Raw genomic sequence first — 13455 nt, forward strand, 5'->3', positions numbered from 1 at the left:
TGGTAGGCAAAAAGCGCCCGGCGCGTTGAGCGGGCACCGGCCTGGTGCCGAAACGCCTGTTATGACGGCGTTGTCGCGCCCCGGTGTCGCTGTGCCAGTAACGGAAACGCCGCAATCTGCGCAGATTGCAGCGTCGGTCCACGCAGCTACGCGACGGTGTCGGATGCCGCCGGCAGCGCTTGCGGCAAAGGCCACAGGCTGCCGTTGGCTCCTCTTGCCGCTTGCCTTCAGGCGCCCAGCCGCTGGCGCACGGCCTCGAACAGGGTCACGCCGGTTGCCACCGACACGTTCAGGCTCTCGATATCGCCCGGCATCGGAATCTTGACCAGGCCATCGCAGTGCTCGCGGGTGAGACGGCGCAGGCCATCGGCCTCGCCACCGAGCACCAGCCCGACATTGCCGCGCAGGTCCACGCTGTACAACGAGGCATCGGCCTCCCCCGCCAATCCGTACAGCCACACGCCCTGCTTCTGCAGATCGCGCAGGCAGCGCGCCAGGTTGGTGACCGCCACCACCGGAATGCGGTCGGCGGCGCCGGCCGAGGTCTTGCGCACGGTGGCGTTCACCGTGGCCGACTTGTCCTTGGGGATGACCACCGCAGTGACACCGGCAGCCGCGGCGCTGCGCAGGCAGGCGCCCAGGTTATGCGGGTCCTGCACACCATCGAGCACCAGCACCAGCGCGCGCCCCTGCGCCGCTTCGACCAGCCCTTCCAGCTCGTTCTCGGCCCACAGGCGCGCGGCGGCGTAGCGTGCCGCCACCCCCTGGTGACGGACCTGCCCACCCACGCCGTCCAACGCCTGGGTATTGACCCGGCGCACGTCGATGCCCTTGCGGCGTGCCTGTTCTTCGATCTCGGTCAGGCGCGGGTTCTTGCTGCCGGCCTCGATCAAGACCTCGCGCACGTTGTCGGCGTCGTTCTCGACGGACGAGGCGACAGCGTTGACGCCGACGATCCACTGGTTCTGCTTGCTCATTGCGCGGGCATACGAAGAAATGTGGGGGAATGGTAGGGCCTGCGGCCTGCCACGTCACGGCCGGGCGTGGATCGCCTGCACACGATGGCCAAACGCCGGGCGGTAATGCCGCTGATGCCTGTTGCAGTGGCGCGAGGCCGGCGACAACACGCAGAGGAGGGCTATGTCAGCCCCTGCACGTCTGCCGCAGCTCGAACCTTGGTGATGGCTGTTGACTCTCGCGCTGCCGCAGCTGTTACTGGTGAGCCGCGCCCCTGGCCGGCAACGGAAGGCTCGACAACCGTTGCGCAGGGTTGGCTGCGGCACGCCAACACATCGGTGCTCCGCACGTCCTTGCAATGTTTGCAGCTCGCGCAGCGCCGACGACTGGCAGCGAACTGCGCCACGTTGCCGGCAACGTGGATGGCACCTGGATGCAAGTTGACCTTGGGCCGTTACTTACACCGGCCACCGCTCGGTGTCGTGGTCCGGATGCTGCCGCGAGACCAGCGAAGCCTGGAATGCTTCTGCGGCGGCATCATCTTCTGTGCGTCGTGTCGGCAACTGCGCCAACGCATCGACAAACGGCAGCTTGCGTTCCAGGCCGTACTGGATGTGCGGAGGCAACCGCTCCGGCGTGTCGAATGCGCCGGCGGCGATCGCCACGCCATCGGGCGCTTCATAGGTCAGCGGCGTGCCGCAATCGGCGCAGAAACCGCGCTGCACCACCGACGAGGAGGCGAAGCGCTTGGGCTCACCGCGGGTCCAGCGGAACGCGCTGCCGCGCACCGACACCAATGGCGCGTAATACGCGCCGAAGGCTTTCTGGCACATCCGGCAATGGCAGATCGACGCGTCGTCGAGCACGCCGCGCACGTGGAAACGCACGGCGCCGCATTGGCAACCACCGCTGTATTCGGAAGAGCTGTTCATCCTGCGCCCCGCTTGTCAGCTTGCAACGGATATCGGGGCGACCCCAGCGCTCGCCACGAGCCACCAGCCTGCACTACCGCGTCGGCACCTTGCGAGCGGCCCGTTCGACCGCCCACAACGCCGACTTCAATTGGCCTTTTTCCTGCGCTTGGCCGGTTTCTCGCGTGGCGGCAGTGGCGCTTCGGGTGCTGCGCCATCCTCGGCCAGACGGAAGTCGATCTTGCGCTCTTCCATGCTGGCCTTGAGCACCAGCACGCGTACCGGATCGCCCAACCGAAATTCGCGGCCGCGGCGCTCGCCACTGAGCGTCTTGCGGATCGGGTCGAACTGGTAATAGTCCTGCGGCAACTGGGTGACGTGCACCAGGCCATTGACCTTTGACTGGGTCAATTCCACGAACAGACCAAAGCCGGTCACGCCACTGATGACGCCGTCGAACTGGCCACCGACGTGCTTTTCCATCCAGGCGGCGCGATAACGCTCATCCACTTCGCGCTCGGCTTCGTCGGCACGGCGTCCGCGCTCGGAACACTGCAGCGCCAACGCCGACATCTGCCGCGGAGTATAGATGAACTTGTCCGGGCTGGCCCCGGTCAAGGCATGCTTGATCGCGCGGTGCACCAGCAGATCGGGGTAACGGCGGATCGGCGACGTGAAGTGCGCGTACGCCTCCAACGCCAGACCGAAGTGACCGTTGTTCTCCGGCGAATACACCGCCAGGCTCTGGCTGCGCAGCAGCACCGACTCCAGCAACGCCGCGTCCGGGCGCGCGCGCACCTTCTTCAGCAGCTTGGTGTAGTCGCCGGGGCGCACCTTGCTCCACGCCGGCAGGCTGAGCTGGAACTCCTTGAGGAACTCCAGCAGGTCTTCGAACTTGCTCTCCGGCGGGCGCTCATGCACGCGGTACGGCGCGGGCACATGCATGCTCAGCAGATAGCGTGCCGCCTCGACGTTGGCGGCGATCATGCACTCTTCGATCAGCTTGTGCGCATCGTTGCGCACCAGCATGCCGGCCTGGGTCACCTCACCGGTGTTGTCGAGCACGAAGCGTACTTCGGAGGTTTCGAACTCGATCGCGCCGCGCTGCGTACGGGCCTTGGACAGCACGTGATACAGCTGATGCAGGCGCTGCACCTGCGGCAGCAGCGGGCCGATGAAGGCCTTGGTATCGGCGTCGTCTTCGCCGACCGCCTTCCAGACCTGGTTATAGGTCAGGCGTGCGTGCGAGTTCATCACCGCTTCGTAGAACCGCGAGCCGGTCACCTCGCCATCGCGCCCCACCTGCATGTCGCAGACGAAGCACATGCGGTCGACCTTGGGCATCAGCGAGCAGATGCCATTGGACAATGTCTCCGGCAGCATCGGCACCACGAATCCCGGGAAATACACCGAGGTGGCGCGTTTTTGCGCCTCGTCGTCCAGCGGCGTGCCAGGACGCACATAGTTGGACACGTCGGCGATCGCCACCACCAGACGGAACCCGTCGGCGTTGGGTTCGCAATACACCGCGTCGTCGAAGTCCTTGGCATCCTCGCCATCGATGGTGACCAGCGGCATCTGCCGCAGATCCACCCGCCCGCCGATCATCTGCGGCTCGACCACCAACGGCACAGCGGCCGCTTCATCCAGCACTTCCTGCGGAAATTCGTGCGGCAGCTCATGGCCGTGAATGGCCATTTCCACCACCAGCGACGGGGTGAGCTTGTCGCCCAACACTGCGATGATCTTGCCGATGGCCGGGCGGCGCGCGTCCGGCGGCGCGATCAGCTCGCACACCACCAACTGCCCTTCGCGCGCCTCGCCGATCCCATCCGGCGCAATCTGCACGTTGCGCTGGATGCGCTTGTCGTCCGGATCGACGTACGCCACGCCATGTTCGTAGAAAAACCGCCCGAGCATGCGCGACATGCCGCGCTCGAGCACGCGCGCAATCGCGCCTTCGCGACGGCCGCGGCGGTCGATGCCGGTGACGTTGGCCAACGCACGGTCGCCGTGCATGACCTTGCGCATCTCGAACGGCGGCAGGAACAGATCGTCACCGCCCTCGTCCGGCTTGAGGAAGCCGAAGCCTTCCGGATTGGCGATCACGACACCGGCAATCAGGCTGGTCTGCTGCACCGGCGCGTAGCCGCCACGGCGGTTCTGCACCAGCTGCGCTTCGCGCACCATTGCAGCCAGGCGCTTGCCCAGCGCATCGATGCGATCGCTCAGGTTGAGCTTGTCGGCGATCTCTTCAGCAGTCTGCGGGCCGTCGCAGGCATCGAGCAGCTGCAGGATGGCCTCGCGGCTGGCAATGGGCTCGGCGTAGCGCAGGGCCTCACGATCGGCATGCGGGTCCTTGAACCCGGCATTGCCGGCCTGGACTCCTTTCTGCTGGGCGGCCTCGTTCTGGAAACGTTCCGGCAGCGGCGCGGCAGGCCCGCTCTTGCGCGGGTGTGGTGCGCGGGGAGCCGCCGGCATGGGCAGCGCGTCCGATGGCTGTGAGGCTACGCCGGAGGCTTTATCGGCAGCGCGCTTGTTGGCGGCCTTGGTCGATGCACCGGCGGCGGCGCGAACCAGGAAGTCCGGCATCCAGCCTGGCAACTTCTGCTGCTCGGCGGTGCTGGACTCGGCTGCGCCGGTGGATTTGCGGCGACTCGGCCGATCGGAATCTGGGGTGTTTTTCTTTGTCATTGCCCTAATGGTACCCCCTGCGGTCCTGACGTGGGCGGCAAGGCCGGCCCGTCCATGGCAATGGATGCAGGCAAGTTGTTGACAAGCCCGCCGGGAGTCTGCAAAATTCGCGGCTCACCTGCCCAGGTGGCGGAATTGGTAGACGCACTAGCTTCAGGTGCTAGCGGGGGCAACTTCGTGGAGGTTCGAGTCCTCTTCTGGGCACCAGTTTAAAAAGACCTCCGAGCGATCGGGGGTCTTCTGGTTTTTGGGCTACGGAAAACGCTGGGCCCTGGTCGCTGCCGCGCCGCTCGCTGTTCTGCTGAGGCCCGGCACCGCGGTTGACCATGGTCATCGCAATCACCTCGCGCAGCGCAACCACTCAACCGTCACGTCACCACGTGGCAATCGCTCACCCGTGGGCGGCGATACATTCGCTGCCGTCATCCGCGTCAACGCCGGCAGCGCCCGCATCGCGCATGCTGCCGGTCGTTCGATCACGGAACTGCTGTCATCCCCGCCGCGCGCAGTGCCTGTGCCCAGATCCGGTAGCCGGCCTCGCTGGGATGGGTGCCGTCGGGCATCAGGGCTTCGGGCAGGCTGCCGTCGGGCTGCAGCAGCTGCGGGCCGATATCGACCAGGCGCACCGCCGGGTCGCTGGCATACCGCGTGCGCAGCAAGCGGTTGGTTTCGGCAATCGGAGCACGCTGCGGATCGCCGGCAGAGCGGCCACGCGGCATGATGGCCATCAGGATGAGCTTGCTGTTGGGTAGACGACGGCGCACTTCGCTCACCACCGCTTCGACGCCCTGTGCTGCTTCGGCAGGCGTGCTGGCGCGCGATTGCGCGGTGCCGGTGAGGTTGTTGGTGCCGATATGCACAACCACCCAGCGCGGATCCAGGCCGTCGAGCTCGCCCTGGCGGATACGCCACAACACGTTCTGGGTGCGATCCCAGCCGAAGCCCAGGTTGAGCACCGGCCGCTTGCCATACAACCACTGCCACGACGCCGGCCCGCTGACGCGCGTGGCTTGCGGCGGGCCCGCCCAGAAGTGGGTGATCGAATCGCCGATCATCACCACCTCCGGCTTGAGCGTACGCGCGGCAGCCAGTGCGGCATGATGGCGTGCGTACCAGTCGTAGGAGTCCTGTTCCAGCCAATCGACCGGCAGCAGCGAGGTCGCCACGTCGCGGCCGAGCTCGGCCACCGGCTTGACCGGCGCCTCCCCCAACAGCCGCGCCAGCGTGGGCTCGATCGCCTCGGCCAGCATGCGTTGGCCCTGGGTGTCCGGATGCAGGGCACCGGCGGCAGGATGGAAGCGCGTGTCGTAGAACAGCTCGGTGCGCAGCGTGCCGGCACGTTGAAACACCGCGCTCACATCCAGGTAGGTCACACGCGGGTTGTCGCCGTAACGCACTGCCAGACTCTGGTTGACCTGCGCGTCGCGACGCGATTTCTCCGCAGAAACACCGCTGGGCAGCACACTCAACAACAGGATGTGGGTACGCGGCAGCTTTTGTTCGAGCGCGGCAACCACCGCGTCGATGCCGAGCTGAGCCTGCTCCGCGCTTTGGCCGAGATGGCCGGTGTTGTTGGTGCCGACCAGCACCAGCGCGACCTTGGGCTGCAGCCCGTCGACTTCGCCATTGGCCAGCCGCCACAGCACGTTTTCGGTGCCGTCACCGCTAAAGCCCAGATTGAGCGCGCCGCGGCTGCCGTAGAAGGTCTGCCAGGTCGGCTGGAAGTCCTCGTCCGGCGCCTTGGATTTTTCGTAGTTCTGGGTGATCGAGTCGCCGATCAGCAGCAGCTTGGTCTCCGGATGCTGCCTGACCTGCTCCAGCACCTGCGCATGCCGCTGCGCCCACCAGGGCTCCTGCAGGCGATCGGTGGGGACGATCGACGGCGGCGGCGTCTGCGCGCTCGCTGCGGGGCAGACCAGCAGCAGCCCCCAACACACCAGCGCGAGCGCGATGGCGGATAGCGAAAGGCGAGGAAACACAGCGTGCAAAGACCGGAACATGCGCGCACCAGAGGCTGGAGAAGCCACGATTGTGATCCGCGCGCGCCGCGCACCACAAGCGTGGACGCAGCCACCGCCATGTAAGGCTGCGAAGTCCTTGTGATGTGTCGGCGCCAGGCCACTGGCACGACACACCTCTGATCGCAGACCGCTCACGCTTGCTTAGGAGCGCGCTTGCGCGCGATGCGGCGTTATCGATAACGCTTCATCGCGCGCAAGCGCGCTCCTACCTGGCAGCGGGAAGCAATCGCCTAAATCAAGCACTGGATAGAGCGCTGCGCACCTCGGGCCAATGGAGTCGGCAACCGGCGGCGCGCTGCCGGAACAGGCCGCTCAGCGCAGGCCGGTCTCGCTGCGTGCGATCACCAGACGCTGGATCTCCGAGGTGCCCTCGTAAATTTCGGTGATCTTGGCGTCACGGAAGTAGCGCTCCAGCGGCATTTCCTTGGAATACCCCATGCCGCCATGAATCTGCACCGCCTGGTGGGTGATCCACATCGCTGCCTCGGAGGCGGTGAGCTTGGCGACCGCCGCTTCGGTGCCGAATGACTTGCCCTGCCCCTTGAGCCAGGCCGCGCGCAGCGTCAGCAACAAGGCTGCATCCAGCTTGCACTTCATGTCGGCAATCTTGGCCTGGGTCATCTGGAAAGTGCCGATCGCCGCGCCGAAGGCCTTGCGCTCCTTCGCATACGCCAGCGTGGCTTCATAGGCGGCGCGCGCAATGCCCACGGCCTGCGACGCGATCCCGATACGCCCGGCATCGAGCACGCTCATCGCGGTCTTGAAGCCCGCTCCCTCCTGGCCCAGCACCTCGTCAGGCTGCGCGACGTAGTCGGCGAACTCGATCTCGCAGGTGGCCGAGGCGCGAATGCCGAGCTTGGGCTCGGTCTTGCCGCGGTGGAAGCCGGCACGCTCGGTATCGACCATGAACGCGGTGATGCCGCGCGAGCCCTTGTCCGGTTCGGTCACCGCGAACAGCACGATGTACCTGGCCACCGGGCCGGAGGTGATCCAGCTCTTCTTGCCATTGATGACGAAGCTGCCATCGGCCTGCCTGACCGCGCGGCAGCGCATCGCCGAGGCGTCCGACCCAGACTGCGGCTCGGTCAGCGCAAAGGCACCGATGTGCGTGCCTTCGGCAATCGCGCGCACGTACAGCTGCTTCTGCGCCTCGGTGCCGTTCTTCAGGATGCCGGTGCAGAACAGCGAATTGTTGACCGACATGATGGTGGAGTGCGCACCGTCGGCGGCGGCAATTTCGATCATCGCCAGTGCGTAGCTGATCGGGTCCATGCCGGCGCCGCCGTACTCGGCCGGTACCTCGATGCCCATCAGGCCGTTCTCACCCAGCAGCTGGATGTTTTCCAGCGGGAATTCGCCACTGCGGTCGAACTGCTCGGCGCCGGGGGCGATCTTTTCCTGGGCGATCCGGCGGGCCACGTCCTGGATCATCAGTTGTTCTTCGGTAAAGCTGAAATCCACGTTCGACCCCTCCCGGGTATTGGCTGAGCGGCCATTGTAGCCACAACCATTCGCATGCGTATGTAGTTGACCCCGCACCCCGCCCCGCCGAAAATATCTCCATATCGCGATATAGAGATATTCATGGATCTGGAAGACTGGTCGGCCCGCCTGAAAGTATTCGCCGACGCTACCCGAGTCCGCCTGCTGGCCTTGCTGGAACAGGAAGAACTCACCGTGGCCGAGCTGTCGGCCATTACCCGACTGGCCCAGCCGCGCGTGTCCACCCACCTTGCCAAGCTCAAGGAAGCCGGGCTGGTGCGCGACCGTCGCGCCGGTGTGTCGGCGTACTACCGCTTCGACGAAGTGTCACTGGACCCGGCGCAACGGGCGCTGTGGCTGGCGCTGAGCACCGGCAGCGACGATCCGCTGCTGCGCCAGGATGCCGAGCGCGTGGCCGCCGTGCTCGCCAACCGCGCCGCCGACCAGAACTGGGCCGATTCGGTGGCCGGCGACATGGAGCGCCACTACTCCCCCGGGCGCACCTGGGAAGCGCTGGCGCGCACGGCGCTGCCCCTGCTGGAAACCGGTGACGTACTCGACATCGCCTCCGGCGACGGCGTACTGGCCGAACTGGTGGCCCCGCACGCCACCCGCTACATCTGCATCGACACCAGCGCCCGCGTGGTCGCCGCCGCCAGCGAACGCCTGCGCAAGCTGCGCAACGTGGAAGTGCGCGAGGGCGACATGCATGCGCTACCGTTCCCCGATGCCAGCTTCGACCTGGTGGTGCTGATGCATGCGCTTACCTACGCCGCAAAGCCGGCGCAGGCGGTGGCCGAATCGGCGCGCGTGCTGCGCCCGGGGGGCCGCCTGCTGCTGTGCAGCCTGGCCAAGCACGAACATCGCGCCGCAGTACATGCCTACGGCCACGTCAATCTCGGTTTTGCCGCCAAGGAACTGCGCAGGTTCGTCGAGAAGGCGGATCTGGAGGTGTCCAGCCTGGAGACGGTGACGCGCGAAAAACGTCCGCCGCATTTCGAGGTGATCTCGTTGATTGCGGTGAAGCCGGGAATCGGGAATCGGGAATCGGGAATCGGGATTGGTGGAAAACAAAGACACTGCGGCGAGGAGAACCGGACCATGACGCACGCGCGCATCCCCACTTCCGAATCCCCAATCCCGTTTACTTTGCCGTGGCTGCACCCCGAGCGCGCTGCCTCGCTGACGGACGCATTGCGCGCACGCATCCTCATCATCGACGGTGCGATGGGCACCATGATCCAGCGCCACGACCTGCAGGAACCGGATTACCGCGGCACACGTTTTGCCGACGGCTACGACAGCACGCACGTGCATGGCCCGGGATGCGATCACGCGCACGCGCCGGACGGGCATGACCTGAAAGGCAACAATGATCTCCTGCTGCTGACGCGCCCGGAGATCATTGCCGGCATTCACCGCGCCTATCTGGACGCCGGTGCCGACCTGCTGGAAACCAACACCTTCAACGCCACCTCGGTGAGCCAGGCCGACTATCACCTGGAACATCTGGTGTACGAATTGAACAAGGCCGGCGCGCAGGTGGCGCGCGCATGCTGCGATGCCGTCGAGGCGCTGACACCGCACAAGCCGCGCTTTGTCATCGGCGTGCTCGGCCCCACCAGCCGCACCGCGTCGATCAGCCCGGACGTCAACGACCCGGGGTATCGCAATACCAGCTTCGATGCGCTGCGGCAGACCTACCGCGAGGCGATCGAAGGCCTGATCGACGGCGGCGCCGACACCCTGATGGTGGAAACCATCTTCGACACGCTCAATGCCAAGGCCGCGCTGTACGCGATCGAGGAAGTCTTCGAGGCACGCGGCGGGCGCTTGCCGGTGATGATCTCCGGCACCATCACCGACGCCTCCGGCCGCACCTTGTCCGGCCAGACGGCCGAGGCGTTCTATGCGTCGGTTGCGCATGGCCGGCCGCTGTCGGTGGGACTGAACTGCGCGCTCGGCGCAAAGGACCTGCGCCCGCATGTGGAGACGCTGGCGCGGATTGCCGATGCCTACGTCAGCGCGCACCCCAATGCCGGCTTGCCGAATGCATTCGGCGAGTACGACGAAACGCCGGAAGAGATGGCGCACACCTTGCGCGAATTCGCGCAGGCCGGCCTGCTCAACCTGGTCGGCGGCTGCTGCGGCACCTCGCCCGATCACATCCGCGCCATCGCCGAAGCGGTGGCCGATCTGCCACCGCGGCAATTGCCTGGCGCGCAGGAGCTGGCGGCGTGATGCGGCAGGCGTGCCCTCATCCGCCCTTCGGGCACCTTCTCCCGCAGGCGGGAGAAGGACACAGCATGGCGGGGCTTGGCACAACGACACTCCATGCGCCGCGCCCGACCCTTCTCCCGCTGGCGGAAGAAAGACACAGCATGGCGGGGCCTGCCACAACGACACTCCACGCGCCGCGCCTTGCCCTTCTCCCGCCTGCGGGAGAAGGTGGCGCGCAGCGCCGGATGAGGGCCGCCTTCCACCGCGTTCCCTCATCTGGTCATAAGCACCAACACACCCAGACTGATCGCGGCGCCAACCTCCAGCAGGGCCTTGCATGAGCACTCCCCGCTACACCCGCCTGTCCGGCCTGGAACCGCTGGTCATCACCCCTGACCTGCTGTTTATCAACGTCGGCGAGCGCACCAACGTCACCGGCAGCGCCCAGTTCCGCAAGCTGATCAAGGAAGAGCGCTACGAAGAAGCGGTGGAGGTGGCGCGCCAGCAGGTGGCCAATGGTGCGCAGATCCTCGACGTCAACATGGACGAGGGCCTGATCGATTCCGAGAAGGCGATGACCCGCTTTCTCAATCTGATCATGTCCGAACCGGATATCGCGCGCATCCCGGTGATGGTCGATTCGTCCAAGTGGACGGTAATCGAAGCAGGCCTGAAATGCCTGCAAGGCAAGAGCGTGGTCAATTCGATCTCGCTCAAGGAAGGCGAAGCGGTCTTCATCGAGCAGGCACGCAAGGTGCTGCGCTATGGCGCCGCCGCGGTGGTGATGGCCTTCGATGAGGTGGGCCAGGCAGACACCTGCGCACGCAAGGTGGAAATCTGCACGCGTGCCTACAAGGTGCTGACCGAGCAGGTCGGCTTCCCGCCGGAAGACATCATCTTCGACCCGAACATCTTTGCCGTCGCCACCGGCATCGAAGAACACGACAACTACGCAGTGGACTTCATCGAAGCCACCCGTGAAATCAAACGCACGTTGCCGCACTGCCATATCTCCGGCGGCGTGTCGAATGTGTCGTTCTCGTTCCGCGGCAACGAAAGCGTGCGCCAGGCCATTCACTCGGTGTTCCTGTTCCATGCGATCAAGGCCGGCATGGACATGGGCATCGTCAATGCCGGCGGCATGCCGATCTACGACAACCTGGACCCTGAGCTACGCGAGCGCGTGGAGGATGTCATCCTCAACCGGCGCAAGGACGGCACCGAGCGCCTGCTGGAGATCGCCGAGCGTTACAAGGGCACCAAGGGTGCGGCGAAAACCGAAGACCTGGCCTGGCGCGACAAGCCGGTACGCGCGCGCCTGGCGCATGCATTGGTGCACGGCATCGATGCATACGTGGACACCGATACCGAAGAAGCGCGTCAGCAGTCCACCCGCCCGCTGGATGTGATCGAAGGCCCGCTGATGGACGGCATGAACGTGGTCGGCGACCTGTTTGGCGCCGGCAAGATGTTCCTGCCGCAGGTGGTCAAGTCCGCACGCGTAATGAAGAAGGCCGTGGCGTATCTGTTGCCCTACATCGAAGCGGAAAAACTGCGCACCGGCGATGTCGGCAGGTCCAATGGCAAGATCATCATGGCCACCGTCAAGGGCGACGTGCACGACATCGGCAAGAACATTGTCGGCGTGGTGTTGGCCTGCAACAACTTCGATGTGGTGGACCTGGGCGTGATGGTGTCGGCGCAGGTGATCCTGGATCGTGCACGCGCAGAAAATGCCGACCTGATCGGTCTGTCGGGCCTGATCACGCCGTCGCTGGAAGAGATGTCGCATGTGGCGCGCGAGATGCAGCGCCAGGGGTTCGAGATCCCGCTCTTGATCGGCGGTGCCACCACCTCGCGCGCGCATACCGCGCTGAAGATCGACCCGCACTACACCGCGCCCACCGTGTGGGTCAAAGATGCCTCGCGTGCGGTCGGCGTTGCGCAATCGCTGATCTCGCGCGACCTGCGTCAGGCGTTCGTGGCCGCCAATGACGCCGACTACGCCGAGATCCGTGCCCGCCATCGCAACCGTGGCGATGCCAAGCGACTGGTGTCGCTGGAAAAGGCACGTGCGCAACGCTTCGATGGCGGATGGGACAGCTACGTGCCGCCCGCGCCACGCCAGCCGGGCCTGCACGTTTTCGACGACTACCCGCTGCAGGAGTTGGTCGAGCTGATCGACTGGACCCCGTTCTTCCAGGCCTGGGAGCTGGCCGGCAAGTTCCCGGCCATCCTCAGCGACGAGATCGTCGGCACCCAGGCCAGCGAGCTGTATCGCGACGCACGCCGCATGCTCAAGCAGATCGTCGACGAGAAGTGGCTGACGGCGAAGGCCGTGTTTGGGCTATGGCCGGCCAATAGCGTGGGCGACGACGTCGTCGTCCTGACCGAACCGGCGGAATCGGGAATCGGGAGTCGGGAATCGCAAAGCGATGCTCCCGCGCTCGACCATTCCCGATTCTCCATTCCCCATTCCCTGCATTTCTTGCGCCAGCAAGTCGACAAACCCATCGACCGCCCGGATTTCTGCCTGGCCGATTTCATCGCGCCCAAGGACAGCGGTGTGCAGGACTGGATCGGGGCCTTCGCGGTCACCGCGGGCATCGGCATCGACCCGCATGTGGCCCGCTTTGAAGCCGCGCACGACGACTACAATGCGATCCTGCTCAAGGCGCTGGCCGATCGCCTGGCCGAAGCACTGGCAGAGCGCTTGCATCAGCGCGTGCGCACCGAGTTCTGGGGCTATGCGGACGACGAGAGCCTGGACAACGACGCCTTGATCGCCGAACGCTATCGCGGCATTCGTCCTGCCCCCGGTTACCCGGCCTGCCCGGAACACAGCGAAAAACGCACGCTGTTCGACCTGCTCGATGCAGAGCAGAACACCACGATGACGCTGACCGAAAGTTTCGCGATGCTGCCTACCGCCGCGGTGTCCGGCTATTACTTCAGCCATCCCAGGAGCCAGTATTTCGTGGTCGGGCGCCTGGGCAAGGAACAGGTCGTTGACTACGCCAAGCGCAAGGGGATCACGCTGGCCATGGCCGAACGCTGGCTGGCATCGAACCTGGATTACGACCCGGAGTAAGGTCCGCCGCAACACCGTAGGAGCGCACCCGGGCGCGACAGGGCGTTACCAGTAAAGCCCTGTCGCGCCCGGGTGCGCT

Annotated in this window: 7 protein-coding genes, 1 tRNA gene and 1 pseudogene; 4 read left to right on the forward strand and 5 right to left on the reverse strand. The window is 65.6% G+C overall.

Annotation, left to right across the window (positions count from 1 at the left end; all coding sequences use genetic code 11):
- Positions 1-227 precede the first annotated feature (227 nt).
- From rlmB to rnr, 3 genes are all read right to left on the reverse strand, one after another.
- The gene (rlmB, locus tag OZ10_RS06545; protein WP_039412860.1) at positions 228-977 is read right to left on the reverse strand and encodes a 23S rRNA (guanosine(2251)-2'-O)-methyltransferase RlmB; all 750 of its coding nucleotides are present in this window, start codon (positions 975-977) and stop codon (positions 228-230) included.
- 438 nt (positions 978-1415) lie between these two features.
- The gene (locus tag OZ10_RS06550; RefSeq protein WP_039412856.1) at positions 1416-1889 is read right to left on the reverse strand and encodes a GFA family protein; all 474 of its coding nucleotides are present in this window, start codon (positions 1887-1889) and stop codon (positions 1416-1418) included.
- A gap of 126 nt (positions 1890-2015) precedes the next feature.
- Positions 2016-4562 carry a ribonuclease R gene (gene rnr, locus OZ10_RS06555; protein WP_039412853.1) on the reverse strand — a complete coding sequence of 849 codons (2547 nt, stop codon included), beginning with the start codon at positions 4560-4562 and terminating at the stop codon, positions 2016-2018.
- 120 nt (positions 4563-4682) lie between these two features.
- On the opposite strand from rnr, the gene OZ10_RS06560 reads away from it, so the two are divergent.
- Positions 4683-4769 (forward strand) — tRNA-Leu (locus tag OZ10_RS06560).
- 269 nt (positions 4770-5038) lie between these two features.
- Here OZ10_RS06560 and OZ10_RS06565 read toward each other — a convergent pair.
- On the reverse strand, positions 5039-6562 hold the full coding sequence (locus OZ10_RS06565) for a platelet-activating factor acetylhydrolase IB subunit (RefSeq protein ID WP_039412850.1): 1524 nt from the start codon (positions 6560-6562) through the stop codon (positions 5039-5041).
- 333 nt (positions 6563-6895) lie between these two features.
- On the reverse strand, positions 6896-8044 hold the full coding sequence (locus OZ10_RS06570) for an acyl-CoA dehydrogenase family protein (RefSeq protein ID WP_039412847.1): 1149 nt from the start codon (positions 8042-8044) through the stop codon (positions 6896-6898).
- Positions 8045-8167: 123 nt separating this feature from the next.
- On the opposite strand from OZ10_RS06570, the pseudogene OZ10_RS20565 reads away from it, so the two are divergent.
- From OZ10_RS20565 to metH, 3 genes and pseudogenes are all read left to right on the forward strand, one after another.
- Positions 8168-9170: pseudogene (locus OZ10_RS20565) on the forward strand (ArsR/SmtB family transcription factor).
- Positions 9167-10306 (forward strand): homocysteine S-methyltransferase family protein, encoded by a 1140-nt coding sequence (locus OZ10_RS06575; protein WP_039412832.1) that lies wholly within the window; start codon positions 9167-9169, stop codon positions 10304-10306. The pseudogene OZ10_RS20565 and the gene OZ10_RS06575 overlap by 4 nt, the downstream one beginning before the upstream one ends.
- 316 nt (positions 10307-10622) lie before the next feature.
- The gene (gene metH / locus OZ10_RS06580; RefSeq protein ID WP_039564245.1) at positions 10623-13376 is read left to right on the forward strand and encodes a methionine synthase; all 2754 of its coding nucleotides are present in this window, start codon (positions 10623-10625) and stop codon (positions 13374-13376) included.
- The last annotated feature ends 79 nt before the right edge of the window (positions 13377-13455 follow it).

This window comes from Xanthomonas cannabis pv. cannabis, from assembly GCF_000802365.1.
GTDB classification, from domain to species: Bacteria; Pseudomonadota; Gammaproteobacteria; order Xanthomonadales; family Xanthomonadaceae; genus Xanthomonas; species Xanthomonas cannabis.

Excerpts from the sequence above, each read along its gene's own strand:
- rlmB (WP_039412860.1), bottom strand. The coding sequence starts at position 977 with ATGAGCAAGCAGAACCAGTGGATCGTCGGCGTCAACGCTGTCGCCTCG.
- OZ10_RS06550 (WP_039412856.1), bottom strand. The coding sequence starts at position 1,889 with ATGAACAGCTCTTCCGAATACAGCGGTGGTTGCCAATGCGGCGCCGTG.
- rnr (WP_039412853.1), bottom strand. The coding sequence starts at position 4,562 with ATGACAAAGAAAAACACCCCAGATTCCGATCGGCCGAGTCGCCGCAAA.
- OZ10_RS06565 (WP_039412850.1), bottom strand. The coding sequence starts at position 6,562 with ATGTTCCGGTCTTTGCACGCTGTGTTTCCTCGCCTTTCGCTATCCGCC.
- OZ10_RS06575 (WP_039412832.1), top strand. The coding sequence starts at position 9,167 with ATGACGCACGCGCGCATCCCCACTTCCGAATCCCCAATCCCGTTTACT.
- metH (WP_039564245.1), top strand. The coding sequence starts at position 10,623 with ATGAGCACTCCCCGCTACACCCGCCTGTCCGGCCTGGAACCGCTGGTC.